We start from the raw sequence: 26,064 nt of genomic DNA, 5'->3' as shown, positions 1-26,064 counted from the left end.
CCGCCGACCGATTGCATGTGGCGAAGAATGGCGGATTACGCCTACGGCTCATCCGCCCTACGGTCCTTCGCATAGGCTCCATGCATTCGCGTGCGACTGGTTTACAGTTCCCGCATCGGCGGCCTACGCTTCGTTCAGCAATAACCTTGTTGAACGGATGCACGGCATGACTTTGGCGATGAGCTGGGACGAATGGGCGAAGCACGATGCGGTCGGGCTGGCCGAGCGCGTGCGCAAGGGCGAGCTCAAGCCGTCTGAACTGGCGGCGCAAGCCGCAGCCGGCATCGCCAAAACCAATCCCGCGCTCGATGCTGTTGTCGAGGTGTTCGACGACGTGGTAGCCGATCCGCTCAAGGACGGCATGAATCCGGACGGCGTCTTCGGCGGCGTGCCGTATCTGATGAAGGATCTTGGGCCGACGCTGAAGGGGCGCCTGCAGGAATTCGGTTCGCAGATCATGCAGGGCAACCGCCCCGCGCAGGACAGCTTCCTGACCGGCAAGATCCGCAATGCCGGCCTCAATATCATCGGCCGCAGCACCACGCCGGAATTCGGCGTGTGCAGCTCGGCGGAAAACAAGTTCTATGTCACGCGCAATCCGTGGAACGTCGATTATTCCAGCTGCGGGTCTTCCGCAGGTTCGACGGCGATGGTGGGCGCAGGCGTGCTGCCGATCGCACACGCCACCGACGGCGGCGGCTCGATCCGCATTCCGGCCGGCGTCTGCGGCACCATCGGTCTGAAAGTGTCGCGCGGTGTCTATTCGCTGGCGCCGGCTTTGTCGGATCTCTCCGGCCTGGTCTCGATCCAGGGCTGCACCACGCGCACGGTGCGCGACACCGCCGCATTCGTGGACAATTGCCGCGGCGGCGCGCCCGGCGAGTTCATGCCGTTCTGGTCGCCGGCAGATTCCTATAGCGAATTGATCAAGCGCGATCCCGGCAAACTGCGCATCGCGCTATCGCATGAATGGGGCGACTACAAAGCCACGCCGCAATTCGTGGCGGAGCTGGAGCGCGTCGGCAAGATGCTCGAGGTGCTGGGGCATCATGTGGAATGGGCCGTGCCCGAGGTCGATTTCCGCGCGGCCTTCGCGGCGCAGACGACCTGCTATATCAGCAACTTTGCGCAGGTGATCGCGGGCCATCTGGCGCGGCTCGGCCTAGACAAGCCGACGCCCGGGCTGCTGGAGCCGATCAATGTCAAGATCTGGGAAGAGGGCGTGAACACGTCCTATACCGAACGTGCAGCGATGCAGGCGGTATTCAATACGACGTCACGCGCCTTCGGCAATTTCTTCGAGCGATATGACATCATCCTGACGCCGATCACCGCGAAGCCGACGCCGAAGATCGGCACCACGGAATATCTCTCCATGAGCGACAATCCGTCGGTGCATGACTGGTTCGCCAATCTCTGGAAGTTCTTCGCCTATACGCCGCTGGCCAATCTCAGCGGCATCCCCGGCATCTCGCTGCCGCTGGCGTCGCAGGACCATGGCCTGCCGCTTGGTATCCAGGCGCAGGCGCGCCAGGCCAATGACGGGCTGCTGTTGCAACTGGCCGCGCAGATCGAGCGCGCCATCGACGGCAAGTGGAATGACGGCAAGGTGCCGGCGACGCACGTCACGCACTAATCGTTGTGCATGAGGCGCCGTGATGTGCATCCACATCACGGCGAATGATCGTCGTACGGAAAATGTGAGCGGGATCTTGTCTCGCTCTGCGCCTTTGCGGCGCGCATGAGGTGTGCCACACTTCTCGTCACGAAGATCGACGCCGAATGGCGCGATGGTGACAGGGAAGGGAGCGCCGATGCGCGCAAGCAAGTTTCTCCGGGACGGCGGTGTTGCGCTGGCCCTGGCCGTCTCCAGTCTATCTGCGACGGCGCAGACCTATCCGGACCGCAATATCACGATGGTCGTGCCGTTTCCGCCGGGCGGAACAACCGACATTGTCGCGCGCGTACTCACCGAGCAGCTCAGCGCAGATCTCGGCAAGCAGGTCATCATCGAAAACCGCGGCGGCGCCTCGACCTCCATCGGTGCCCAATATGTCGCGGGCGCGGACAAGGATGGCTACACGCTGCTGTTTGCGGCCGCGACGACATTCACGACCAATCCGCATCTGCTCGCCTCGATCAAATACAAGCTCGAAGACTTCGCGCCGGTCGCCATGGTGGTGAAGGTGCCGTTCGCCTTCAATGTGAAAAAGGATTTTCCGGCCAAGGATGTTGCGGCATTCCGCACCTATGCGCTGGCCAATCCCAGCAAGGTCAACAACGCCACCAACGGGCCGGGCAGCACCGTGCATCTGATGGGTGAGATCGTGGCGCGCGGGCTCGGCGTAAAGCTGCAGCATGTGCATTACCGCGGCGCCGCGCCGGCCATGAACGATCTGCTCGCAGGCGTGGTCGACAGCAATGTGGAGGCGCTGACCAATACGGTGCCGAACCACAATGCCGGCCTCTACAAAGCCATCGCGGTCCTCTCCGAAGAACGCTTGCCGCAATTGCCCGACGTGCCGACCTTCAAGGAACTGGGCTTTCCGAGCATCGTCGGCTCCACCTGGTTTGCCGTGTTCGCGCCGGCAGGCACGCCGCAGCCGGTGGTGGACAAGCTCAGCGCCGCCATCAACAAGGTGATCAAGACGCCGGAATTCGCCAAGAAGATGGACCCGATGGGCAACCAGCCCTGGCCGATGACGCCTGCCGAACTGAATACGCATGTGAAGAGTGAAAGCGAGCGTCTCGGCAAGTTGATCCGCGACGCAAATATCACGGTCGACTGACCGCTATCGACACAAGGGAGAACATCCATGAACGCCGCTGTCAGTGCACCCGCCGTCAAGGTCGTCCGCTCCGTGCAGGAGCAGGTCAGCCCCGAGGAATGGCAATCGCGCGTCAATCTTGCCGCCTGTTATCGCCTCACGGCGATGTATGGCATGACCGAGATGATCGCCAACCATATCTCATGCCGCGTGCCGGGGACCGAGGATCAGTTCCTCATCAATCCCTATGGCATGCTTTATGAGGAGATCGATGCGTCGAGCCTCGTCAAGATCGACCTTGATGGCAACACGCTGTTCAATGCCTCCGACTACAGCGTGAACGCAGCCGGCTTTGTCATTCACAGCGCGATCCATATGGCGCGTCACGATGTCGATTGCGTCGCGCATACCCATACGGTGGCGGGCATGGCGGTGTCGGCGATGGAATGCGGCCTGCTGCCGGTGGCGCAGACCTGCATGCGCTTCCTTCACGTCGCCTATCATGATTTCGAGGGGATCGCCGACAATCCCGAAGAGCGCGAAAGGCTGATCGCCCATCTCGGCGATCACGAGGCGATGGTGCTGCGCAATCACGGCTTGCTCGTGGTCGGCAAGACGATTGCGTCGGCCTTCAACGTGCTGTTTCGCATGGAGCGCGCCTGCGAGGTGCAGGTCGCGGCGCTGTCATGCAACACCAAGCTGGTGACCCCGCCGCAGCATGTGCTGCAAGACACCTATGACCGCATGAAGCCGCGCGACAATGTCCCCGGCCTCAGCGGCGAGCTCGCCTGGCCGGCGCTGCTGCGCAAGCTGGACCGGGCCGATCCGTCCTATCGGAACTGAGGCGCCGCGCTCCGGTTCGATATTCTTGGGTGCGGCCGGTATCCACGGGATGCCGGCCGCCCGCGGTTCCATATGTCGCCGCAACATGATGGAACCTGAGCCGATGGAGGCTATTGATCACCGTTCCGGAATTGACGAAACGGGTCGGGTTCAATGTCGAAGATGCGCCGCAAGGCCGATCTGCCGCAAAAGATCTGTGCGGCGTGTGGCCGGCCATTTGCGTGGCGCAAAAAATGGGCGCGCGACTGGGAGCAGGTGAAAACCTGCTCGGATCGCTGCAAGGGTGATTTGCGCCGCAAGGCGTCCGGGGTCGCGTTGGCTGGCGGTGTCCGCTCGTGACACGCTTGCGCCTCGTACTCGGCGATCAACTCACGCGTGATGTCGCCTCGCTTCGTGGTTACGCGGCAGGCGATGTCGTTGTCATGGCGGAGGTCGTGGGCGAAGCGACCTATGTGAAACATCACAAGCAGAAAATCGTCTTCGTGCTGTCGGCAATGCGCCACTTCGCGGACGAACTGCGCGCGGACGGAATTGCTGTCGATTACATCAGACTCGACGATCCCGACAATAGCGGCTCCATCGCCGGTGAGTTGCAGCGCGCCGTCGCGCGACACCGGCCAGTTGAACTGATCGTCACAGCGCCCGGCGAGTGGCGCTTGTTGGCGGACTTCAAGGCGCTGGATCTCCGCATCCCCATCGATATCCGCGAGGACGAGCGCTTCTTCGCAACGACGGCGCGCTTCGCGGCCTGGGCCGAAGGTCGCAAGGTGCTGCGCATGGAGTTCTTCTATCGCGAGATGCGCCGCGAGACGAACCTGCTGATGGAGGGCGATGTGCCCGCAGGCGGGCAATGGAACTACGATCACGACAACCGCAAGCGCCTGCCGAAATCACAGGCGTTGCCGCCGCATTTCGGATATGCGCCGGATCGGATCACGCAGGACGTCATCGCGCTGGTGCAGGATCGCTTCGCCGATCATTTCGGCGATCTCGACGGCTTTGAATGGGCGGTTACGCGGAAGGATGCGCTGCGGTCGCTGGACGATTTTCTGATTCATGCGCTGCCGAATTTCGGCAAGTATCAGGACGCCATGGCGTCAGGCGAACCGTTCGTGTTTCACGCGGTCATCTCGCCCTATCTCAATGCCGGGCTTTTGACCGCGTGCGAGGTCTGCATCGCGGCCGAGCGCGAATATATCGAACGGCGCGCGCCGCTGAATGCAGTCGAGGGCTTCATCCGCCAGATCCTCGGCTGGCGCGAATATGTCCGCGGCGTCTATTGGCTGAAGATGCCGGATTATGCCGAGACCAATGCGCTGAACGCCACGCGGCCGCTGCCATGGCTCTATTGGTCTGGTGAGACCGATATGCATTGCATGGCGGAAGCGATCGGGCAGACCAGGCGAACCGCCTATTCGCATCACATCCAGCGGCTGATGGTCACCGGCAATTTCGCGCTGCTCGCCGGCATCGCGCCGAAGGAGATCGCCGAATGGTATCTCGTCGTCTATGCGGATGCATTCGAATGGGTCGAACTGCCGAACGTACAGGGCATGTCGCAATTCGCCGATGGCGGCCTGCTGGCATCGAAGCCCTACGCTTCATCGGGCGCTTACATCGATCGGATGTCCGATTTCTGCGACAGCTGCGCCTATGATGTGAAACTCAAATCCGGCCCAAAAGCGTGCCCGTTCAATTTCCTCTATTGGGCCTTCCTGATCCGCAACGCAGCGACACTCCGCAACAGCCAGCGCATGGCGATGCCCTATCGCACGCTGGCGGGATGGGACGAGGGCCGCAAGGCGGCGATCACGGCAGAGGCTGAGGCATTTCTGGATGGGCTGGCGACTGAGTGAGGTCGGCTGTTCTGGACGCAGGCGCGCGTAGCGGGTATATTGCCGCCAGAGGTTGCGTTGTCTCGACCCCGTCTCCGAATTCCACGACGCGTTTGCCGTGTCCCCCGCAAGCGGAGATGAAGCGCCTTTAGCCGACCAATTGCCTGACATCGCCTGAGTTGAATTTCCATCGTGAGGTTCATCGCGTTCGCGTAACGCATCAAGGAGGTTGTGATGAGCAAGGGAAAAGTGCTGATCGTCTGCTCCAATTCCACCCAGATCGAAGTACATGGCGGCTTCGGCCCCACCGGCCACTATCTCAACGAAACCGTGGTGCCGGCGATGGCGCTGGTCGATGCCGGCTATGACATCGTGCTCGCGACGCCAAGCGGCGCCAAGCCGCCGCTCGACGAGGTCTCGCGTGCCGCTGCGCATTTCGAGAATGACGAAGCTGCCTTTCAGCGCGCCGAGGCGTTCTTCGCCGATCATCCATCGATGAACGATGTTCGCAGCCTGCGTTCGGTGATCGATGCGGGGCTGGACAACTACGCGGCCTACTTCACGCCGGGCGGGCAAGCGCCGGTGGTCGATCTGATGCAGAATGCAGAGGTGGGCGAAATCCTGCGCCATTACCATACGCGTCAGAAACCGACGGCATTGCTCTGCCATGGCCCGATCGCGCTGATCGCGGCATTGCCGACGGCGCCCGCATTGCGCGCCGCTCTGGTCGAGGGCGACGCGGCCAAAGCGGCCGAAGCGGCCAAAGGCTGGCAATATGCGGGATATCGGATGACGATCTTCTCCAACAGCGAGGAGAAGGTGATCGAAGAGCAGATCCTGCATGCCGACATGTATTTCCATGTCGTCGACACGCTCGAACTCGCCGGCGGCAAGGTGATCATCGGCCCGGATTTCGAGCCGAATGTGATCGAGGATCGCGAACTGATCACCGGCCAGAATCCGCGGTCAGATCATCTCATTGCGGAGAAGCTGATCGAGGCACTGGGGCGCATGAAGATCGCGGCGTGAGCAGCGGCGCTTGTGTCGTGGCTGTCTCATTCTTCAAGGGTCAGCCCTTCTTGCCATCAATCTTGCCGGCTTCGGCTAGGATGAGCGTGATCAGGCCGGGAAAGCGCTTTTCGAGTTCCTTGATGCGCAACTGGTTGGTGCGGCTGTTGCCGAGATCGACCTGTCGCAGCAGTCCGGATTCCCGCAGCACGCGGAAGTGATGCGTCCGGGTGGCCTTGGTGACAGGCAGATCGAATGAGCTGCAGTCGCGGATCTCGTTGGGCCTGGCCGCCAGCGCCAGCACCACGCGGCGGCGAATGGGATCGGCAAGGGCAGCGAAAATGCTGCCGATGTCCATTTGCTCCGGCGTTGGATGGGGCAGCTCGTCCGGCATGTAAATCCTTAGGTATGGCTTGTGTCGTACCTTGCGGCGGTCTACAGAACTATCCCGCCTTTGGAGCATAATTCAATGAGCACTCGCCGCGCTGCCGTCATCCGGGCTTTCGGCCCAGCTTCTGTTCTCGAGCTCGTCGAAGAGGCATTGTCGCCGCCGGCGGCCGGCGAAGTGCAACTCCGGCAGACGGCCATCGGCTTCAACTTCATCGATATCTATCAGCGCTCAGGCATCTATCCGCTGCCGCTGCCAACCGGGCTCGGCTTTGAGGCTGCGGGTGTGGTCGAAGCCATCGGTGAGGGCGTCGCGGATATCAGCATGGGCGATCGCGTCGCCTATATGAATGCCGGCGTCGGCGCCTATGCGGATCGCCGCAATGTGCCGGCGGAACGTCTCGTCAAGCTGCCTGATGACGTCAGTGACGAGGCGGCGGCGACGTTGCTTTTCAAGGGAATGACCGCGCAATATCTGCTGCGCAAGACCCATGCGGTTCAGCCCGGGGATCTCCTGCTCGTGCATTCGGCCGCCGGCGGCGTCGGCCAGATTCTCACGCGCTGGGCCACGGCCTTGGGAGCCACGGTGATCGGAACGACCGGCTCACCGCACAAGCGTGCCGCTGCGCTTGCAGCAGGCTGTGCCGAGGTGATCGACCTGAAAGACCCGGAATGGCCCGCGGCCTTTTTGAAGGCCACGAATGGCCGTAAGGCGCGCGTCGTTTACGACGCGGTTGGCAAGGATACGTTGATCCAGTCGCTGGATTGCGCGGCGCCATTCGGACTTGTGGTGAGCTATGGCGCAGCCTCGGGCAAGGCGCCTGCCATCGATCCCGAACTGCTCAACAAGAAGGGCTGTCTGTTCTTCACGCGCCCCTCCGTATTTCCGCACAATGCAGACCCGGCGACGTTCAAGGCCAATGCGGCCGATCTGTTCGATGCGATCGGTCGTGGACATGTGAAAGTCGATATCGGCCAGCGTTTCGCGCTCAACTATATCGTCGATGCTCATCTCGCAGCGGAGCAGCGCGTTGCTGAAGGCGCGATTCTCATCGTGCCTTGATGCCCAGCGTCAGGGGCGATGCGCTTTGACGAAATCGACAAATGCCCGCAATGGCCCCGGCACGAGCCGCCGCCCGGCGAAATAGAGAAACGGTCCTTCAAAGCTCTGCCACCAGGGCTCCAGCACCGGCTCCAGCGCGCCGCTGTTGAAATGCGGGCGTAGCCAGTCTTCGAAGAGCGGCACGATGCCGACGCCTGCGACGGCGACATCGACGATGAGGTCGCTGGCGCCGCCGATTTCCACGGTCAGCGGCCCCGTCACATCGACCTTCACGACCTCATGGCCGCGCTCGAATTCCCATTGCATGCGGGTGCCGCTTGGAAAGCGGCCCTGCAGGCAGCGATGCGTGAGCAGATCGCGTGGGTGCTCCGGCCTGCCGCGTTCATCGAGATAGGCCGGCGACGCGCCGAGCGCGAAGCGCTGGCGACGCGGGCCGATGGGTACGGCGATCATGTCTTTCTCGAGCCGCTCACCGTAGCGAATGCCGGCATCGCAGCCGGCAGCAAGGATATCGACAAAACTCTCGTCGACCGTGATGTCGAGATGGATGTCGGGATAGGCGGCGAGAAAGGCCGGAATGATCGCGGGCAGCACAAGGCGCGTGGCGCTGACCGGCACATTGAGCTTGAGCGTGCCGGCAGGGCGATCGCGCAACTCGCGGGCGTCGCTGATGGCGGCATCGACTTCGCTGAGCGCAGGTGTGAGACGATCCAGCAGACGCCGACCGGCTTCCGTCAGCGCGATGCTGCGGGTGGTGCGATTGAGCAGGCGCAGGCCCAGCTGTGTTTCCAGCCGGCGCACCGCCTCGCTCAGCGCCGATGCGCTGGCGCCGCTCATACGGGCACCATCGCGAAAACCACCAGCACGCGCGACGGCCACGAATGCGTTCAGATCAGACAGATCGGCCTTCATTGTTTGGATTATCGCACGGCCTGTGCAGATTGTCTGTATTTTCGTACGGAAGGGCAGGGGTTATCTCCGGGGCTCACGGAGAAGGAGATCGACCATGACCAGCGTTCAGACATCCGGCACATTCAAGCTTGGCACCCGCACGGTGCATCGTCTCGGCTATGGCGCCATGCAGCTTGCAGGGCCCGGCGTGTTCGGGCCGCCCAGGGATCGCGAAGCGGCGGTGAAAGTGCTGCGCGAAGCTGTGGCGCAGGGCGTCGATCATATCGACACCAGCGATTTCTATGGCCCGCATGTCACCAACCAGATCATCCGCGAGGCGCTGCATCCCTATGCGAAGGATCTCACCATCGTGACCAAGGTGAGCGCCCGCCGCGGCGAGGACGGCTCGTGGCTTCCGGCAACGTCGCCTGCGGAGCTGACGCAGGCGGTGCATGACAATCTCCGCAATCTCGGTCTTGATGTGCTCGATGTCGTCAATCTGCGCAGCATGCTCGATGTGCACGGTCCCGCGGAAGGCTCGCTTGAAGCGCAGGTGACGACCCTCGCCGAACTGCAGCGCAAGGGGCTGATCCGCCATATCGGATTGAGCAATGTGACGCCGAAGCAGGTCGCGGATGGACGCAAGATCTGCGAGATCGTCTGTGTGCAGAACGCCTATAATCTTGCACATCGCGCCGATGATGCGTTCATCGATGATCTTGCACGCGACGGCATCGCCTATGTGCCGTTTTTCCCGCTCGGCGGCTTCAATCCGCTGCAGTCGTCGGTCCTGTCGGATGTCGCAGCAAGCCTGAATGCGACACCTATGCAGGTGGCGCTTGCGTGGCTGCTGCGCAGATCGCCAAACATTCTGCTGATCCCCGGCACGTCGTCGGTGGCGCATCTGACAGAGAATGTGGCAGCGGCAGATCTGGTGTTGAGCGACGATGTTGTTCGCAAACTGGATGGCGTCGCCAGTCGCTAATTCGTAGCCCGGATGGAGCGTAGCGCAATCCAGGGACCGGCGTTTCAATGAACTCTGTTGTCCCGGATTGCGCTTCGCTCCATCCGGGCCACAACGTTACTCCGCTGCGATCGCCGCCGGCTTCGCCCGCTTCTTCACGCGCTTGATGGTGCCGGAGAAGCTGAACAGTTTTCTCCCATCCGTATGCAGCACGCCGCGCAAAAAGATGAGCGAGCCGCCGATGCGGGTCATTTCGCCATCGCATTCGATGAGGTCGCCGACGCGGCCGGCATCGAGAAATTCGCAGGCGAAGGAGACGGTAATGCCGGGGCCGGCCAGTTCGCGCGAGGCGAGGGCGAACAGGCAGTAGTCGGCAAAGGTCATGAAGCAGCCGCCATGGACGTTCTTCATGCCGTTAAGATGCCGCGGCTCCACCCGGAAGGCGCAGCGGATGCGGCCGTCGGCCTCGACCTTGTGCCAGAACGGGCCGGACAGCGATTCGAAGGAATCGCGCTTCCAGGTGCTCCAGCCCGCAAATTCCCCCTCGGTTTCGGTATAGACGTCGGAACTGAACGGGATGACGGCGTCTGCAGGCACATTCACGGCGCGGAACTCCTTGGATTGTCGGCGAAAAGTGTTAAATCCGATCCGTCCGGCGGGCGCAATCCGGCCTCCGCGCAGGGCACCATGCGGGCCGATTTTCGGCCCCGGCGGGACTTTTCGGGCAAAGCTTGGGACATGCGGGGAACGGGCCTGAAAAGGGCCTTTTCCGGCTGCTCCGATCTTTCTATGAAGGGCCCTTCCCAGAGCCAAACATTCGACGACTGGATCCCATGACCGAGCCCAAGAACGAGCCAGCGATCACTCCCGAACTCGTCGCCTCCCACGGCCTCAAGCCCGACGAGTATGAGCGCATCCTGAAGCTGATCGGGCGCGAGCCGAGCTTCACCGAACTCGGCATCTTCTCGGCCATGTGGAACGAGCACTGCTCGTACAAGTCCTCGCGCATCCATCTGAAGGGCCTGCCGACCAAGGCGCCATGGGTGCTGCAGGGGCCTGGCGAAAACGCGGGTGTCATCGATATCGGTGACAATCAGGCCATCGTGTTCAAGATGGAGAGCCACAACCATCCGAGCTATATCGAGCCCTATCAGGGCGCGACCACGGGTGTCGGCGGTATTTTGCGCGACGTCTTTACCATGGGCGCCCGGCCGATCGCCTGCCTGAACGCCATCTCGTTCGGCGCCCCGGAACATCCGAAGACCCGCCATCTCGTGTCGGGCGTCGTCGCCGGTATCGGCGGCTACGGCAATTCGTTTGGCGTGCCAACCGTCGGCGGCCAGACGCGTTTCCACACCCGCTATGACGGCAACAACCTCGTCAATGCGATGGCTGTCGGCCTGGCCGATGCGGACAAGATCTTCCTTGCCGCAGCTTCCGGCGTGAACATGCCGATCGTCTATCTCGGCTCCAAGACCGGCCGCGACGGCATCCATGGCGCGTCGATGGCTTCGGCTGAATTCGATGATGCCTCGGAAGAGAAGCGCCCGACCGTGCAGGTCGGTGATCCCTTCGCCGAAAAGCTGCTGCTGGAAGCCTGCCTCGAAATCATGGCCGCCGATTGCGTGATCGCGATCCAGGATATGGGCGCCGCGGGTCTCACATGTTCGGCCGTTGAAATGGGCGCCAAGGGCGATCTCGGTGTCGAACTCAATCTCGATGCGGTGCCGACGCGCGAAGAGGGCATGACGGCCTATGAGATGATGCTCTCGGAAAGCCAGGAGCGCATGCTCATGGTGCTGAAGCCCGAAAAGGAAAAGCAGGCCGAGGATATCTTCAAGAAGTGGGGCCTCGACTTCGCCATTGTCGGCCACACCACACCGACCCTGCGTTTCGTCGTAAAGCATGGCGGCAAGACCATGGCCGACCTGCCGATCAAGGAGCTCGGCGACGAAGCGCCGCTCTATAATCGTCCGCATGTGCCGTCGCCGAAGCTGCCGGTGATCGCGGCGCGCGACGTCAAGGCGCCGGTGTCGCTGGTCGATGCGCTCGTCAAGCTGATCGGCTCGCCGGATCTGTGCTCGAAGCGCTGGGTGTGGGAGCAGTATGATCACGTGATCGGCGGCAACACCGTGCAGCGCCCGGGCGGCGATGCCGGCGTGGTGCGCATCGAGGATGGCCCGAAGGGCATCGCGATGTCGGTGGACGTGACGCCGCGCTATTGCGAGGCCGATCCGGTGGAAGGCGGCAAGCAGGCCGTGGCCGAAGCCTGGCGCAACATTACTGCGGTGGGCGGCAAGCCGCTGGCGGTGACCGACAATCTCAACTTCGGCAATCCCGAGCGGCCCGAGATCATGGGCCAGCTGGTCGGCTGCCTAAAGGGCATCGGCGAAGCCTGTATCGCGCTCGACTTCCCGATCGTGTCGGGCAATGTCTCGCTCTACAACGAAACCAATGGCCGCGGCATCCTGCCGACCCCGTCGATCGGCGGCGTTGGCGTGCTCGACGATTTCACCAAGTCGGCGACGCTGGCCTTCAAGAAAGAGGGCGAAGCGATCCTGCTGATCGGCGCCACCGAAGGCTGGCTCGGTCAATCCGTCTATCTGCGCGATGTCTGTGGCAAGGAAGAAGGCGCTCCGCCGCCGGTCGATCTCGCCACCGAGCGCCGCAATGGCGATGTGGTCCGCGGCATGATCCATGCGGGCACCGCCACTGCGGTGCATGACATTGCCGATGGTGGTTTGCTCGTTGCGATTGCCGAAATGGCGATGGCCTCGGGTATCGGCGCCAAGCTGGATGCGGCGCCGTCATCGATCGTGCCGCATGCCTTCTGGTTCGGCGAGGATCAGGCGCGTTACATCGTGACGGTGGCGGAGAATGATCTGCTGACAGTGCTGTCGAAGCTGAAGAATGTCGGCGTGCCCTGCGTGCAGATCGGCGTCACCGGCGGCCACGCGGTCGCTGTCAACGGTGAGAAAGCGGTGGACATCAAGGCGCTCGTGCATGCGCATGAAAGCTGGTTGCCGAACTATATGAGCGGCAAGGTCGCGTAGGCCGCTACTGGTGTTTTTACACCTTCAGGTTTAGATTGTTCCCGCTGACCTTTTGGCGGGAGCATGCTAAAGTGAGCATTGAAGCGATACGGCGCAACGAGCGACGCAAGTTGACCGCGGCTTGGTGCAATGGCGCAGCGACCGGTGTTTTGACTGTAGGTTTCTTTGCGCCAATCGTTGCTGGCATTGTAGGTGTCGGAACGTCGCCAAGCAGTTTGGCTGTTTGGAGCACTGTGCTTTGCGCGTTCGCTATTTCGATATGCCTACACTTGGCCGGCCGGCATATGCTCGAAGGACTCGAAGAATGACACAGATCGAAATTCTCGGGATTCTGGCCCCAATCATGGGTGGATTGGTCGTCATCGTGACGGCCTTCGTTGTCACCCATTTCGATAACAAGGCAGCCGAAGCCGAGCGTAGGTCCAAGCTGTCGTCCGGCAAGGACGACGCGGCGCGGATGGCGTCGGCGGCGGAGTAGATGTCGCCATCGTCTCAATAGCTCAACGTCCGATCTACCACATGCAGCAGCGGCTGCCCGCTCTCTGCGCGCATCACATTCTCCGCGATCTTCTCCGCCGCCGTCGAAGCCCGTGTTGCTGCTGCGATATGCGGCGAGATCGTCACGCCCGGATGCGACCAGAACGGATGATCTGACGGCACCGGCTCGGTACGGAACACGTCCAGCGTGGCGTGTGCCACCTGTCCGCTGTCAAGCGCAGCGATCAGCGCGCCATCGACGATCAGCGTGCCGCGGCCGGCATTGACGATGATGCTGCCCTTCGGCAGCAGCGCCAGCCGTTCGGCATTGAGGAGATCGATCGTTTCCGGCGTCTGCGGCAGCAGGCCGACGAGGATCTCCGCCGAGGCCAATGCCTGCGGCAGGTTGTCCGCGCCGGCGAGGCAACGAACGCCCGTGACTTCGCGCGGGCTGCGGCTCCAGCCGGTGACGCGGAAGCCGAGCTGCGCCAGTGCCGTCGCTGCCGCCGCGCCCAATTCGCCGAGGCCCAGCACCGTCACTGCGCGATCAGTGGCGAGTGGTGGCACATGCTGTTCCCATGCGTGTGGCTTCTCGCAGACATAGCGGTCCATGCCAAGATGGGCGCGCAGCACGTGGCCGACGACCCATTCGACCATGCCTTGCCGCAAGCCATCATCGACCATGCGGCAGAGCGGCTGCGTCAGCGTGGTGTTGCCGACGATCTTCTCCACGCCGGCCCACAGGCTCAGCACGGCGCGCGTATTGGTGAAGGGGGCGAAGTCGGTGATCGGGCCGCCGGTGGCGTGGATGATATAGTCCACGTTCTCCGGCGCGATGTCGCCGAGCAGGCCGGCATGTGCGTCGATGCTTCGGCGCTTCAAAGCGTCGAGAATGGAATCGCGATATTCCTCGAGCACGTCCGGCGTGACGTTGAAAAGCAGATTGATCTTGTCGCCGTTGCGCACGCGCATGCTGGTCTCCTGCAGGTGGTCGTTATTCGAGTGGGAAGGGCGTTACAGTACCCGCGTCATGCCGGGTATCTGGCGCAATGCGCGCGTCGCGGCCCAGCTCATGGCGAGCGTGCCGGCGAATGCGATCAGCGCCTTGGGCTGCGCGCCCCACGGCATTTTCAGCATCGCCCATTGCAGCCACAGCATCGGGATGTAGTGCAGCACGAAGATGCCATAGGCGTCGCCGCGCAGCGGATCGAAGATGCTCTTCTCGCGCTGGCCGAAGCGGACGAACAGCGCCAGCACGGCGAGGCAGATCAGCGTGCAGGCGATCGCATAGATCACGCCATAGCTCGACTGCCACCAGAATGGCGGCGCGCCGGTGAGATTGGATAGCTTCATGCGGCGGAAATTGATGAGATAGGCGAGCGATCCGAACGAGGCGGCGGCGGCAATCGTCCACCACAACCATTGCCGTGCCAGCGTGCCGGTGCGGGCGAGCAGGCCCTGGTCGATATTGGCGGCGCCGATGCCCATGCCGGCGAAGAAGAACACGCCATAGATCGCCATGCGGCTGAACTGCACCTGCAGGGGACCCAAGCTGAACCAGCGCACGGCGCCGACGGTAAAGAGGAACGGCACATAGGAGATCACGGCAATGATCGCGAGCGCGGCGATGAACAGCCATGGTCGCTCGAAAGCGCGGATCGACAATCGGTTGATGCCGTCGACCAATCGCGGCGCGAACAGGAAGACTGGAATCGCGACGAGATCGAGAAACAGCAGATACCAGATGAACCAGCCGGGGCCGGCGAACCATTGGCCCTGCTTGAAATTATTGATGTAGAATTCGACGAAGCCGGTCTTGTTGGTGGAGAGGCTGAACGACGCGTAATAGGCGATCGGCATCAACACCAGGATCATCGCCAGGAAGGGCAGGCCGAGCCGCAGCGCGCGGTCGCGCACAAAATCCAGGATGCCCTTGCGCTTCAGGCTCGGCCACACGAACAGGCCCGACAGCATGAACATCAGGCACATGAAGAAAGTGTCGTTGAACAGCGTCAGAACATTGAAGCCGAACCAGCGCTGGTCGTCGACGATGGGCGCCGTCGACCACAGATAGTGGTTCGGGTAATAGCGGCCGAAGGCGGTGTAGGCGACCACCGCATGGTTTGCGAGGACCAGCAGCGTGACGAAGGTGCGGGCGCGGTCGAGCGCGGCGTTACGGTCTGACATGGTGGTCCGGCGAGCCCCCGCTGTGCCGCGCCATGGGCGCGGCCGTCGCATCATTCATGCGCACCATGATAAGGGGCGAAGCGTGTCCCGGCAATTCGCGGGGGATCGGCGGATGCCGGGTCAGGCGGGAAGGATCTCGATCTTCACCTTGTCCGGATAGAAAGCGAGATAGTCCTTGATGTCAGCCATGGCCGGGAAGGGCGTCTCATAGGTCCAGATGGCGTTGTCCAGCACCTTGTCCGCGGTCTTGATGCTGTAATAATTCGCGTCGCCTTTGTAGGGGCAATGGGTCACGCGCTCGGTGCGCGTCACGATATCCATATTGGCGTCACTGCGCGGGATATAGAACACCTCGGGATAGGTCGCTTCCTTGAGCGTTACGGCCCGGGTGGTATCGGCGACCACGAGGTCGCCAGCGGTGACGCGGATATGCTTGCCGGCGGGCGTGATGGAGATCGGATGGTCCGGGCCGGGGACTTTCATAGGGAAACCCTTGAGCGGTCGATGATCCCAACCAGATGTGACCTCTTGCCTGCCTTTAAAAGGGGCGGATGAGGGATTATCGTGATGGGAATGCCGCGCTGCACGCGATAGGCTGACGCTTCCTGCGGCGCAATCAGGCCGCGATTCGAGATGTCTGGAGACCCGATTAATGCCGATGGACGCCCGCGATATCGAGACCATGATCAAGGCCGCGATTCCCGACGCGCAGGTGACAATCCGTGACCTCGCCGGCGATGGCGACCACTATGCGGCAACCGTGTTGTCGGAAAGCTTTCGCGGCAAGTCCCGCGTAGCCCAGCACCAGATCGTCTATCAGTCGCTGAAGGGCCAGATGGGCGGCGTGCTGCACGCGCTGGCGCTGCAGACGGGTGTGCCGGAGGGCTAGGCCCGCACTCGTAGCCCGGATGGAGCGAAGCGCAATCCGGGATTCAGAGCTTCAATAGTTCGCCGGTCCCCGGATTTCGCTCCGCTCCATCCGGGCTACAGATCGTCGACTATTCCACCGCCACCAGCGCATGGACCGAGAACTGCTCCTCCGCATCGGTCCATGACGACTTCGGCTCCCAGCCCGAACCGCGGGCCAGCGCCCCAAAACGCTCCATGCTGTATTTGTAGCTGCTTTCGGTGTGGATGCTCTCGCCGGCGCGGAAATTGAAGCTGCGGCCGAGCAGATGCACCGTCTGCGGCTTCTTGGCGATCAGATGCATTTCGATGCGATGGCGCTCCTTGTTGTAGATCGCGCGGTGCACGAAGGCGCCGAGATCGAAATCGCCACCGAGCTCGCGATTGATGCGTACCAGCACGTTCTTGTTGAATTCGCCGGTGACGCCGGCCGCATCATTATAGGCGGCTTGCAACACGCGCTCGTCCTTTTCGAGGTCGATACCGATCAGCATCAACGCGCCCTTGCCAAGGATCTGGCGGGCCGATCGCAGAAATGCGCAGGCTTCATGCGGATCGAAATTGCCGAGCGTCGAGCCGGGAAAGAAACCGACTTTCGGCATCGCTTTCACGTCGGTGGGGAGATCGAACGTCGTAGTGAAATCCGCGTTCACCGGCAGCACGTCCAGCGTCGGGAAATCCTTGCGCAGCTCCGCGGCCTGATCGGCGAGAAAGTCGCCGGAAATATCCACCGGCACATAGGCGCCGAATGAGCACTGCTCGAGCAACAGGCGTACCTTCGTGGTGGCGCCGGCGCCGAATTCGACCAGCGCTGCGTCCTTCGGAATGATCGAGCAGATATCCTTGCCGCGGGCGCGGAGAATGCCGAGCTCGGTGCGCGTCGGATAATATTCGGGCAGTTTTGTAATTTGCTCGAACAGCTGCGAGCCGGCTTCGTCGTAAAAATATTTCGGCGACAGCTTTTTCGGCTGCTGCGACAGCGCTTCGGTCACATCCGCAGCAAAGGCCGTGGTCGCAGGATCGAGCTTGGCCTCGGCCAGCGGGGCATGGACGTTCATGTTGCTCTCCTCAACGCGGTCGCGATGGATGCGGGGTGATGCTCAGTTGCCGTAGTCTGCGAGGCGCAGGCCGGTGAACTGCCAGCGATGGTAGGGATAGAAGAAGTTGCGATAGGTGACACGGCTGTGACCCTGCGGCGTCGCCAGCGACGAGCCGCGCAGCACATACTGGTTCACCATGAACTTGCCGTTGTATTCGCCGAGCGCGCCTTCGATGGCGCGGTAGCCGGGATAGGGCGCGTAGGATGAGCGCGTCCATTGCCAGACGATGCCATAGGCATCGTTGAGGCTGTTGGCGCGGGCCGCGACTTCCCATTCCATTTCGGTCGGCAGATGCTTGCCACTCCAGCGCGCAAAGGCATCGGCCTCGTAATAGCTGATGTGACAGACCGGTGCGTCCGTATCGATGGTCTGCAGACCACCCAGCGTCATGATCTGCCACTCGCCGTCGATCTTGCGCCAGTGGCCGGGTGCCTGCCATTCCTCGCGCGCAGCAGCGGCAAAGCCGTCCATCAGCCACAGCGTGGCCTTGTCGTAGCCGCCATCATCCATGAAATCGCGCCATTCGCGATTGGTCACAAGATTGCGCTGCAGTTTCACCGGGCCGACAAGCGCACGATGTGCGGGCTTCTCGTTGTCGAAATGAAAACTGTCGCTGGTGTGGCCGATGGTGTGGATGCCCTCGGTGAGCGTGGTCCATGCATCGCCGTCGCGCGTCGTCGCGGGCATGCGCCAGTCAGCGTCGTAGGCAGGCGGGATCGGATTCTGCGCGAAGGCGTGCAGGATGTCGGTATACATCAGCTCCTGATGCTGCTGCTCGTGATTCATGCCGACTTCGAGCAGCGGCACCAGCGATGCGAGCTTGTCCTCGCTGGCCTCGCTGAAGAATTTTACCACGGCATCATCGACATGGCGGCGATACGCCGTGACTTCGTCCGCCGATGGGCGGGTCAGATGCCCACGTTGCGCGCGGGCGTGGCGCGGGCCGGCCGAGACATAATAGGAATTGAACAGATAGGCGTAGTCGGGATGGAAGACCTTGTAGCCGAGCTGATGCTCGCCGAGCAGAAACTGCTCCCAGAACCAGGTGACATGGGCGCGGTGCCACTTGGCCGGGCTGGCGTCGGCCATCGACTGGATCAACTGGTCTTCTGGCGAGAGCGGTGCTGCACGGCGTTCGGTCTCGTGACGGACCGTCAGAAAGGCATCGCTGAGTTGCTGGGCGAGGGAGCCGGTCGCGGAGATCGTGGCTGCGTGCTGGGCGGATACTGGTGGCGTCACGTAAATCTCCGATTTTGAAGGAGAACGTCAGTCTTCCGGATGCGTTCCGCAGGAAAGGTTTGTCCTAGATAGGCCCTTTCCGGCGGGATGAAAGGCTTCCCATCATACAAAACGGGCCTTTGCCGGCTTGGACAAATTTGCGGAGAGGCGGCGGGAAGGGGCGGATGGCGCGGGAAATGCCCGGAAAATCAGGCTTTCGGCTTGGGCTGCAAAGCAGATTCGGATACATATATGGGCATGTGACGGGCGCTGCGGCGGATGGCAGGCAGCGATGGGCCGCAACATTTTGGCCGCAACAGGGACGCGATCATGAGCATTGAGCAATTCATCGAGAACGAAGTGAAGACCAACGACGTGGTGCTGTTCATGAAGGGCACGCCGCAGTTTCCGCAGTGCGGTTTCTCGGGCCAGGTTGTCCAGATCCTCGATCACGTCGGCGTCGGCTACAAGGGCCTCAATGTTCTCGAATCCGCCGATCTGCGCGACGGCATCAAGACCTATTCGAACTGGCCGACCATTCCGCAGCTCTATGTGAAGGGCGAATTCATCGGCGGCTGCGACATCGTCCGCGAGATGTTCCAGGCCGGCGAGTTGCAGAGCCTGCTGGCTGAAAAGGGCGTGATCGACGCCCCGGCTTCGGCCTGATCTTTCAGCGACAATGCGGGGCGACGACGCTGGACGTCGTCGTCGCCGACATCACCACGCTGCGCATGGATGCCATCGTCAACGCCGCCAATGAGACGCTTCTTGGCGGCGGTGGCGTGGATGGCGCGATCCATCGGGCTGCAGGCCCGGATCTGCTCGCCGAATGCTGTACACTGGGCGGTTGCGCCACCGGCGATGCGAAAATCACCCTCGGATACCGTTTGCCGGCCCGCCATGTGATCCACACGGTGGGCCCGATCTGGCATGGCGGCGGGCGAGGCGAGGACGCCGCTCTCGCCTCATGCTACCGGCGCTCCCTGGAACTTTGCCAGGCGAACCGGCTCGCGTCGGTTGCCTTCCCTGCCATCTCGACTGGCGTCTACGGCTTCCCGGCGGATCGGGCTGCGGAAATCGCGGTGGGAATCGTGAGTGAGACCTTGCCCGATATTGCGGGCATCACCGCCGTCACCTTCTGCTGCTTCTCCGAGCCATCGGCAGAATTGCATCGCCGGGCGCTGGCCCGCATCGCACCTCTTGCCTGACATCGTCCGGCCGCTAGACTTCCTGCCATCTGGCAAAGAGGACGGGCGATGAAGCGACGGGATCTGATGCGTGCGATGATCGTCTGTGCGCTGCTGCTCGCGGTGCCTGCATCGGCGCAGGATCGCTTCGCCGCCGAAGGCACGTTCGACATTCCGGCGGGCGCGCAGTTCTCGCAGGAGAAACTGAAGGCCATCGATGCCTTCTTCAAGACGCAGATTGCCAACGGCAAGATCCCCGGCGCCATCGTGCTGATCCAGCAGCACGGCAAGCCCGTCTATGAGCGGTTCTTCGGCGAGCGCGATCCAGACACCAAGCAGCCGATGACGGCGGACACGATCTTTCGCCTGCACTCCATGACCAAGCCGATCACGTCCTTCGCGGCGATGATGCTGGTGGACGAAGGGAAGCTGAAGCTCGACGATCCCGTGTCAAAGTACATTCCGTCCTTTGCGAAGGCCAAGGTCGGCGTCGAGAAGAAGCTGGAGAATGGCGAGAAGGCGCTGGAGATCGTCGCACCCGATCGCCCGGTGACGATCCGCGATCTGCTGTTGCACACCTCCGGCATCACCTATGGCTTCTACGGCGAGAGCCTCGTGCGTCGCGCCTATGGCAATGCGGATATCTACAATGGTGATTTCGACAACAAGGAATTCGCCGATCGCATCGCGCAGCTGCCGCTGGAATATCAGCCCGGCACCATGTGGGACTACGGCCACTCCACCGACATTCTCGGCCGCGTCATCGAAGTCGTATCCGGCAAGACGCTGCTGGGCTTCGAAGAGGAGAAGCTGCTGAAGCCGCTCGGCATGACCTCCACCGGCTTCTATGTGAAGGAGAAAGTGAAAGAGGCGCTGCTCGCCAAGCCGATGGGCTGGGATCGCGATTTCCGCACCGGCCGGCAGGGCCGTCCCGAGACCTATCAGAAATGGGAGTCCGGCAGCGGCGGCATGGTCTCGACACTGTCGGACTACCGCAAATTCGCGCAGATGCTGCTCAATGGCGGCGAGTATGACGGCAAGCGCTATCTGAGCCCTGCGGTGTTCAAGGACATGAGCACCGATCACGTCGGCAAGGACTCAGGCATCAAGCGCGACGCGCTGTATTTCCCTGGCGACGGTTTCGGTTTCGGCTATGGTTTTGCCGTGCGCACCGATGCAGGCAATGCAAAACCGCCGCCGCCGGGATCGCTCGGCGAGTTGAAATGGGACGGCGCTTCCGGCTGCTATTTCATCATCGATCCCAAACAGGATTTCTTTATGATCCTGCTCGAACAGACCCCATCGGAACGCCAACGGATCCAGCGCTCGCTCAAGCTGCTCGTCTATGAAGCGCTGGAGAAATAGTGCCCTCGCATTACTGCTGCTGGCGCTGGGTGGCGTCGGCCTCTGTGGCTCGCCGGTATCGTCTGCGCTCGCAGAGAAAGCGCATCCAGTCGCGCGAAAATTCTCGCCCGACAGGCTGCTCAAGCTCGATGATTACTTCCTCGGCATGGTGGCTGAGCGCAAGATACCGGGTGCGGTGGTGCTGGTGCAGCAACATGGCAGGCCCGTCTATTTCGATACATTCGGCAACCGCGACGGCGGCCATCCGATGACGGCGGATTCGATCTTCCGACTGTATTCGATGAGCAAGCCGGTCACCTCGGTGGCGGCCATGATGCTGGTTGAGGAGGGCAGGCTGAAGCTCGACGATCCGCTGTCGACATACATTCCGGCCTTCGCAAAAGCCAAAGTGGGGCTTGATGCAACGGGCGGTGACGAACATGCCAGCTTCGGTCTCGCGCCGCTGAAGCGCCCGATTACCATCGCCGATTTGCTGAAGCATACATCCGGCATCACCTATGGCTTCTATGGCGATGACCCCGCCCGAAAACGCTATGCCCAGCTCGATGTGTTCGGGCGCGATTGGGACAATGCGTCATGGTCCGATCGGATCGCAAAGCTGCCACTGGCGGAGCAGCCGGGCACGTTGTGGAACTACGGACACTCCACCGATATTCTCGGTCGCGTGATCGAGGTCGTGTCGGGCGATACGCTCTATCACTTTCTGAGGGATCGCCTGTTCGATCCGCTCGGGATGACGGATACGTCCTTTTACATCACCGACTTGAATCACCGCGAACGCGTCGCCGAGCCCTTTGCATCCGATCGCATGGTCGGGCCGGTGGTCGGCATGCATGATCCCGCCGATGTCCGCCTCTGGCAGGCCGGCGGCTCCGGTCTTGTCGGCACCATCGCCGATTATGCGCGCTTCCTGCAGATGATGCTGAATGGCGGCGCGCTGGATGGCAAGCGATATCTTTCGGCCGTGCGCGTCAAGGAGATGACACGCGATCACATCGGTCCCGGGAGTGGCATCGCACGCGATTACTATTACTTCCCCGGTGCAGTCAGTGGATTCGGTTATGGCTTCGCCGTGCGGACGAAGGAAACGACGGAGGAGCCCGGGCCGCTCGGTGAGTATCGCTGGGATGGCGTCGGCGGCACCTTCTTCTGGGTCGATCCCGCCGACGACATGTTCGTGCTGGTGATGACCCAGGCGCCGTCGCAGCGCTGGCGCATGGAGGTGGACGTGCGGAAGATTGTGTACGAGGCGCTGGAGAAAAACTAGATCGTCATTGCGAGGAGCGAAGCGACGAAGCAATCCAGAGCCACACGTGAAGAACTGGATTGCTTCGTCGCGAAGTGGCTCCTCGCAATGACGGAGAAATTACACGCCCCGCACGATATCGCGCACCATCCCCAACGTGTCCTCGATCATCGCGGCATTCACATCCAGATGCGTACAGGCCCGGATGCGGCCATCCATGGTGGCGAGGGTCACGCCTTTCACGCGCAGTGCTTTCACCATGTCCGCCGCCGTGATGCCGGCGCCGGCGGGGTCGAAGAAGACGAGATTCGTTTCCGGCTCCTGCACGTCGATGCCAGCGATCTGCGCAAGGCCACGCGCAAGCGTTCGCGCATGGGTGTGATCGTCAGCGAGGCGATCGACGTGATGGTCGAGCGCATGGATGCAGGCAGCGGCAATGATGCCGGCCTGGCGCATCGATCCGCCCAATCCCTGTTTCCAGCGCCACACCGCGTCGATGTAGTCGCGCGTGCCGGCGAGAACGGCGCCGACGGGCGCGCCGAGGCCCTTGCTGAAATCGATCCACACGGAATCCCAGCCCGCGGACATCTCACGCGCGCTGATGCCGGTGGCGACGCAGGCATTGAGCAGCCGCGCGCCGTCCATATGCGTGGCCATGCCGCGTTCGCGGGCGATGGCAACGACCGCGTCGAGATCGGCTTTCGCCCAGATGGTGCCGCCGCCGATATTGGCGGTCTGCTCGACGCTGACGAGTGTTTGCGCAGCCTCGTAGCGCGTGCGTGGATGCAGCGCTGTGCGCAGCGTATCCGGCGTGAACTTGCCGTCGGCGCCGTCGAGGCCGGTGATCTGGAAACCGCCAAGGGCTGCATGGGTACCGCCTTCGCGCGACAGGATATGCGCGGTGCGATGGGCGAGGATTTCATCGCCTGGTCGGCAATGCGCGAGCAGGCCGGCAACATTGCACATGGTGCCTGACGGCATGAACACCGCGGCTTCCTTGCCGAGCAACTCGGCGACGCGATCGCAGAGGGCGTTGACGGTGGGATCGTCGCCGACCTGTTCGTCGCCGACTTCTGCCGCGGCCATGGCGGCACGCATCGCGGGTGTCGGCTTGGTCTGCGTGTCCGACAGAAGGTTGATGCGGACAGACGGCTGCGAAGGATCGGGACGGGCAGGGGTGAAGGGCATGTTCGCTTTCCGATGAGCTCTGCAAAGTGAAACAAGAACGCGGATGGACGAGAGGCCTATCTCCGACCCTCATGGTGAGGAGGCGCCACTTGGCGCCGTCTCGAACCATGAGCTGCATGTGTGGCCATCCTTCGAGACGCGCGCAAGGGCGCGCTCCTCAGGATGAGGGCAGAGTGTGTGGCGGCAACAAAAAAGGCCCCGGAGAACCGGGGCCTTTTCGTCTTCGTCGCAAAAGCGATTAGCGCGAATAGAATTCGACGATCAGATGCGGTTCCATCTGCACGGCGAACGGAACGTCCGACAGTGCGGGGATGCGGATGAAGCGCGCGGTCATCTTGTTGTGGTCGGTTTCGACGTAATCCGGCACGTCACGCTCGCCGAGCTGCGAAGCTTCGAGAACGATGGCGAGCTGCTTCGAGGCTTCCTTGACCTCGATCACGTCGCCGACCTTCACGAGGTAGCTCGAAATGTTGACGCGCTTGCCGTTCACGCGGACATGGCCGTGATTGATGAACTGGCGGGCAGCGAACATGGTGGCGACGAACTTGGCGCGATACACCACGGTGTCGAGGCGGCGCTCGAGCAGGCCGATCAGGTTTTCACCGGTGTCGCCCTTGAGGCGCGAAGCCTCGACGTAGACGGCGTAGAACTGGCGTTCGGAAATGTTGGCGTAATAGCCCTTCAGCTTCTGCTTGGCGCGCAGCTGCGTGCCGAAGTCCGAGAGCTTGCCCTTGCGGCGCTGGCCATGCTGGCCGGGGCCGTATTCGCGCTTGTTGACCGGAGACTTGGGGCGACCCCAAATGTTCTGGCCCATGCGGCGGTCGATTTTGTACTTGGCTTCACTACGCTTTGTCATCGCGTCCTCGATAATGAGATTGGTGGATGTGAGGAGACGCGCCCTCCTGTATGCCGGGTGATCTTTTGAAGGAAATCCCGGCACCGACAGGCTCATTCCCAAAGCTGGGAGGAGAACCACGGGTGCGAAACGCTTCGCGGGCCGAAAACGGCCCGCGAGCAGGGCGGTTTCTAGGGGGCGGGGCCGGTTATGTCAATTGAAAGACAGGGCTTTTTGGCCATCCGGGGCGATTATAGCCCGAATGAGCCGATATCAGCCTGAAAATCGGCCCGGAACCGGGTTTCGACGCCGAATTCCCTCGAAACCGGCGGCAATTCCACGCTGGAACAGGCTCCAGTCGAATCCCAGCGCGAGGGCCACATAGCCGCGGTCGATCATGGCATTGGCCATGTCCGCATTGAGCGCCGCGCCGCCGATCGGCACGCCGCTCTTCAGGATCCCGGCCTCGGCCCTGGCGACCAGCGCCTGCACCTCGGGATCGCCGGTCTGGCCGCGCTTGCCGATGGAGGTGGCGAGATCGCCGATGCCGATCACGGCGATGTCGATGCCCTCCGTGGCCATGATCTCGTCGATGCGGTTCACCGCATCCACATGCTCGATGGTGATCATGCAGATCATGCTGTCGTCGGCGCGCGCCATGTAGTCGGGCATGCTTACGTTCCAGCGGAACGGCGCATGGAACGGTCCCCACAGCCGCTCGCCGGCCGGCGGATAGCGCAGGCTGCGCACGGCCTTCGCGGCATCCGCAGCGCTGTTGATCATCGGGAAGTTGATGCCCATGGCGCCAAAATCCATCGGCGCCTTGGCGAGGGAGGGGTCGTTGGATGCGATCCGCACCAGCGGCGTGCAGTTGGTGCCCGCGGTGGCGGTGATCATCCCATGCGCGGTGTTGAGGTCGATCGGGCCGTGTTCGCAATCGACGATCAGCCAGTCCAGCGACTGCGCCATGATGCGCACGGTCTGGATCGAGGGGATGGTGGCAATGGCCCGAACGTGGGGCGCCCCTCGCGCCATTTCTGCTTGAGATCGTGAAACGGCGCGGGGAACGTCATCGGCACGGCATGTCCTGCTTTTACTTGGCGGCTTCGGCGAGCGGTTTGCCCTTGGTGACGATATAGATGCCGAGCACCTTCATTGGCTTGTCGCCGGTGGCGCGGGCATCGTGTACGGCGCCGGCCGGGATCTGATAGCTGTCGCCCGCCTTGAGCTTGAGCGGCGGCTTGCCATCGATCACCAGTTCGAGTTCGCCCTCGAGCACATAGCCGGTTTCAGCACCGGGATGTGTGTGCCGACCCGATGCGCCGCCCGGCGGCACCTCGGCGATCGCGGTCACGGTCTCGTAGCCCTCGGGGAATTCCACTTTCTGCAATGGCGTACGCTTGATGCCTTGCGCGAAGGCGGCACCACCGGCGAGCGTGGCAATGGTCAGCCCGACTATCACTGTCCTGAACATGTCTGTCTCCCTCTGCCGGTCTCTTGGCGGATCGGCACCACGGGAGGCTAGCAGTGCGCGGGGGAAAGT

General features: G+C 62.3%; 26 protein-coding genes and 1 pseudogene. 15 read left to right on the top strand and 12 right to left on the bottom strand.

Going from position 1 to position 26,064, the window contains the following annotated elements:
* Positions 1-166: 166 nt before the first annotated feature.
* The 6 genes from RPMA_RS20030 (at position 167) to RPMA_RS20005 (ending at position 6,475) form a co-directional block, all read left to right on the top strand.
* Positions 167-1,636 carry an amidase gene (locus tag RPMA_RS20030; protein ID WP_211909425.1) on the top strand — a complete coding sequence of 490 codons (1,470 nt, stop codon included), beginning with the start codon at positions 167-169 and terminating at the stop codon, positions 1,634-1,636.
* Positions 1,637-1,814: 178 nt separating this feature from the next.
* Positions 1,815-2,789 (top strand): Bug family tripartite tricarboxylate transporter substrate binding protein, encoded by a 975-nt coding sequence (locus RPMA_RS20025; protein ID WP_211909424.1) that lies wholly within the window; start codon positions 1,815-1,817, stop codon positions 2,787-2,789.
* A gap of 27 nt (positions 2,790-2,816) precedes the next feature.
* Positions 2,817-3,611: a class II aldolase/adducin family protein gene (locus RPMA_RS20020; protein WP_211909423.1), complete on the top strand. Its 795-nt coding sequence runs from the start codon at positions 2,817-2,819 to the stop codon at positions 3,609-3,611.
* A 153-nt stretch (positions 3,612-3,764) separates the two neighbouring features.
* Positions 3,765-3,950, top strand: a complete 186-nt coding sequence (locus tag RPMA_RS20015) for a DUF2256 domain-containing protein (RefSeq protein ID WP_211909422.1) — start codon at positions 3,765-3,767, stop codon at positions 3,948-3,950.
* Positions 3,947-5,467, top strand: coding sequence for a cryptochrome/photolyase family protein (locus RPMA_RS20010; RefSeq protein ID WP_211909421.1), 1,521 nt, complete (start codon positions 3,947-3,949; stop codon positions 5,465-5,467). The genes RPMA_RS20015 and RPMA_RS20010 overlap by 4 nt, the downstream gene beginning before the upstream one ends.
* A 213-nt stretch (positions 5,468-5,680) precedes the next feature.
* Positions 5,681-6,475: a type 1 glutamine amidotransferase domain-containing protein gene (locus tag RPMA_RS20005; protein WP_211909420.1), complete on the top strand. Its 795-nt coding sequence runs from the start codon at positions 5,681-5,683 to the stop codon at positions 6,473-6,475.
* A gap of 40 nt (positions 6,476-6,515) precedes the next feature.
* On the opposite strand, the gene RPMA_RS20000 is transcribed toward RPMA_RS20005, so the two are convergent.
* Positions 6,516-6,848, bottom strand: a complete 333-nt coding sequence (locus tag RPMA_RS20000) for an ArsR/SmtB family transcription factor (RefSeq protein WP_211909419.1) — start codon at positions 6,846-6,848, stop codon at positions 6,516-6,518.
* Positions 6,849-6,923: 75 nt separating this feature from the next.
* Here RPMA_RS20000 and RPMA_RS19995 point away from each other — a divergent pair, with 75 nt between their 5' ends.
* Positions 6,924-7,904 (top strand): quinone oxidoreductase family protein, encoded by a 981-nt coding sequence (locus tag RPMA_RS19995; RefSeq protein ID WP_211909418.1) that lies wholly within the window; start codon positions 6,924-6,926, stop codon positions 7,902-7,904.
* A 9-nt stretch (positions 7,905-7,913) separates the two neighbouring features.
* Here RPMA_RS19995 and RPMA_RS19990 read toward each other — a convergent pair whose 3' ends face one another.
* Entirely contained in the window at positions 7,914-8,816 is a 903-nt protein-coding gene (locus RPMA_RS19990) for a LysR family transcriptional regulator (RefSeq protein WP_211909417.1), read from the bottom strand.
* A gap of 94 nt (positions 8,817-8,910) precedes the next feature.
* On the opposite strand from RPMA_RS19990, the gene RPMA_RS19985 reads away from it, so the two are divergent.
* Positions 8,911-9,780: an aldo/keto reductase family oxidoreductase gene (locus RPMA_RS19985; protein WP_211909416.1), complete on the top strand. Its 870-nt coding sequence runs from the start codon at positions 8,911-8,913 to the stop codon at positions 9,778-9,780.
* A gap of 96 nt (positions 9,781-9,876) precedes the next feature.
* On the opposite strand, the gene RPMA_RS19980 is transcribed toward RPMA_RS19985, so the two are convergent.
* Positions 9,877-10,362 (bottom strand): PaaI family thioesterase, encoded by a 486-nt coding sequence (locus tag RPMA_RS19980; protein ID WP_211909415.1) that lies wholly within the window; start codon positions 10,360-10,362, stop codon positions 9,877-9,879.
* A 230-nt stretch (positions 10,363-10,592) separates the two neighbouring features.
* Between RPMA_RS19980 and purL the strand changes: the two genes are divergently transcribed.
* Together purL and RPMA_RS19970 are read left to right on the top strand one after the other, a co-directional pair.
* Complete coding sequence (gene purL, locus RPMA_RS19975) at positions 10,593-12,812, top strand: phosphoribosylformylglycinamidine synthase subunit PurL (protein WP_211909414.1); 2,220 nt, start codon at positions 10,593-10,595, stop codon at positions 12,810-12,812.
* A 304-nt stretch (positions 12,813-13,116) separates the two neighbouring features.
* Positions 13,117-13,290: a hypothetical protein gene (locus RPMA_RS19970; protein ID WP_211909413.1), complete on the top strand. Its 174-nt coding sequence runs from the start codon at positions 13,117-13,119 to the stop codon at positions 13,288-13,290.
* 14 nt (positions 13,291-13,304) lie between these two features.
* Here the strand turns inward: RPMA_RS19970 and RPMA_RS19965 are convergent, their stop codons facing one another.
* From RPMA_RS19965 to RPMA_RS19955, 3 genes are all read right to left on the bottom strand, one after another.
* Positions 13,305-14,261, bottom strand: a complete 957-nt coding sequence (locus tag RPMA_RS19965) for an NAD(P)-dependent oxidoreductase (RefSeq protein WP_211909412.1) — start codon at positions 14,259-14,261, stop codon at positions 13,305-13,307.
* 42 nt (positions 14,262-14,303) lie between these two features.
* Positions 14,304-15,476 (bottom strand): acyltransferase family protein, encoded by a 1,173-nt coding sequence (locus RPMA_RS19960; RefSeq protein WP_211909411.1) that lies wholly within the window; start codon positions 15,474-15,476, stop codon positions 14,304-14,306.
* Positions 15,477-15,596: 120 nt separating this feature from the next.
* Positions 15,597-15,959 (bottom strand): DUF427 domain-containing protein, encoded by a 363-nt coding sequence (locus RPMA_RS19955; RefSeq protein ID WP_211909410.1) that lies wholly within the window; start codon positions 15,957-15,959, stop codon positions 15,597-15,599.
* Between the two features lie 169 nt (positions 15,960-16,128).
* On the opposite strand from RPMA_RS19955, the gene RPMA_RS19950 reads away from it, so the two are divergent.
* On the top strand, positions 16,129-16,365 hold the full coding sequence (locus tag RPMA_RS19950; RefSeq protein WP_211909409.1) for a BolA/IbaG family iron-sulfur metabolism protein: 237 nt from the start codon (positions 16,129-16,131) through the stop codon (positions 16,363-16,365).
* Positions 16,366-16,474: 109 nt separating this feature from the next.
* On the opposite strand, the gene egtD is transcribed toward RPMA_RS19950, so the two are convergent.
* Complete coding sequence (gene egtD / locus RPMA_RS19945; RefSeq protein ID WP_211909408.1) at positions 16,475-17,440, bottom strand: L-histidine N(alpha)-methyltransferase; 966 nt, start codon at positions 17,438-17,440, stop codon at positions 16,475-16,477.
* 42 nt (positions 17,441-17,482) lie between these two features.
* The gene (gene egtB / locus RPMA_RS19940) at positions 17,483-18,721 is read right to left on the bottom strand and encodes an ergothioneine biosynthesis protein EgtB (protein ID WP_408056453.1); all 1,239 of its coding nucleotides are present in this window, start codon (positions 18,719-18,721) and stop codon (positions 17,483-17,485) included.
* A 309-nt stretch (positions 18,722-19,030) separates the two neighbouring features.
* Between egtB and grxD the strand changes: the two genes are divergently transcribed.
* The 4 genes from grxD to RPMA_RS19920 all read left to right on the top strand — a co-directional run bounded on the left by grxD (position 19,031) and on the right by RPMA_RS19920 (position 22,519).
* Positions 19,031-19,366: a Grx4 family monothiol glutaredoxin gene (gene grxD / locus RPMA_RS19935; protein WP_211909407.1), complete on the top strand. Its 336-nt coding sequence runs from the start codon at positions 19,031-19,033 to the stop codon at positions 19,364-19,366.
* Between the two features lie 65 nt (positions 19,367-19,431).
* On the top strand, positions 19,432-19,908 hold the full coding sequence (locus RPMA_RS19930; protein ID WP_211909406.1) for an O-acetyl-ADP-ribose deacetylase: 477 nt from the start codon (positions 19,432-19,434) through the stop codon (positions 19,906-19,908).
* Positions 19,909-19,956: 48 nt separating this feature from the next.
* The gene (locus RPMA_RS19925; RefSeq protein WP_211909405.1) at positions 19,957-21,252 is read left to right on the top strand and encodes a serine hydrolase domain-containing protein; all 1,296 of its coding nucleotides are present in this window, start codon (positions 19,957-19,959) and stop codon (positions 21,250-21,252) included.
* Positions 21,233-22,519 carry a serine hydrolase domain-containing protein gene (locus RPMA_RS19920; RefSeq protein ID WP_211909404.1) on the top strand — a complete coding sequence of 429 codons (1,287 nt, stop codon included), beginning with the start codon at positions 21,233-21,235 and terminating at the stop codon, positions 22,517-22,519. Before RPMA_RS19925 ends, RPMA_RS19920 begins: the two co-directional genes overlap by 20 nt.
* A 99-nt stretch (positions 22,520-22,618) precedes the next feature.
* On the opposite strand, the gene RPMA_RS19915 is transcribed toward RPMA_RS19920, so the two are convergent.
* From RPMA_RS19915 to RPMA_RS19900, 4 genes and pseudogenes are all read right to left on the bottom strand, one after another.
* Complete coding sequence (locus tag RPMA_RS19915; protein WP_211909403.1) at positions 22,619-23,686, bottom strand: threonine aldolase family protein; 1,068 nt, start codon at positions 23,684-23,686, stop codon at positions 22,619-22,621.
* Positions 23,687-23,924: 238 nt separating this feature from the next.
* Positions 23,925-24,542 (bottom strand): 30S ribosomal protein S4, encoded by a 618-nt coding sequence (gene rpsD, locus RPMA_RS19910; RefSeq protein WP_211909402.1) that lies wholly within the window; start codon positions 24,540-24,542, stop codon positions 23,925-23,927.
* Between the two features lie 252 nt (positions 24,543-24,794).
* Positions 24,795-25,594, bottom strand: a pseudogene (locus RPMA_RS19905) (HpcH/HpaI aldolase family protein).
* 20 nt (positions 25,595-25,614) lie between these two features.
* On the bottom strand, positions 25,615-25,995 hold the full coding sequence (locus RPMA_RS19900) for a cupin domain-containing protein (protein WP_211909401.1): 381 nt from the start codon (positions 25,993-25,995) through the stop codon (positions 25,615-25,617).
* Positions 25,996-26,064 lie beyond the last annotated feature (69 nt).

The sequence above is a fragment of the Tardiphaga alba genome, assembly GCF_018279705.1.
Taxonomy (GTDB): Bacteria; Pseudomonadota; Alphaproteobacteria; order Rhizobiales; family Xanthobacteraceae; genus Tardiphaga; species Tardiphaga alba.
The sequence above is the reverse complement of the archived record's forward strand: the minus strand, read 5'-3'. Positions and strand labels throughout refer to the sequence as shown.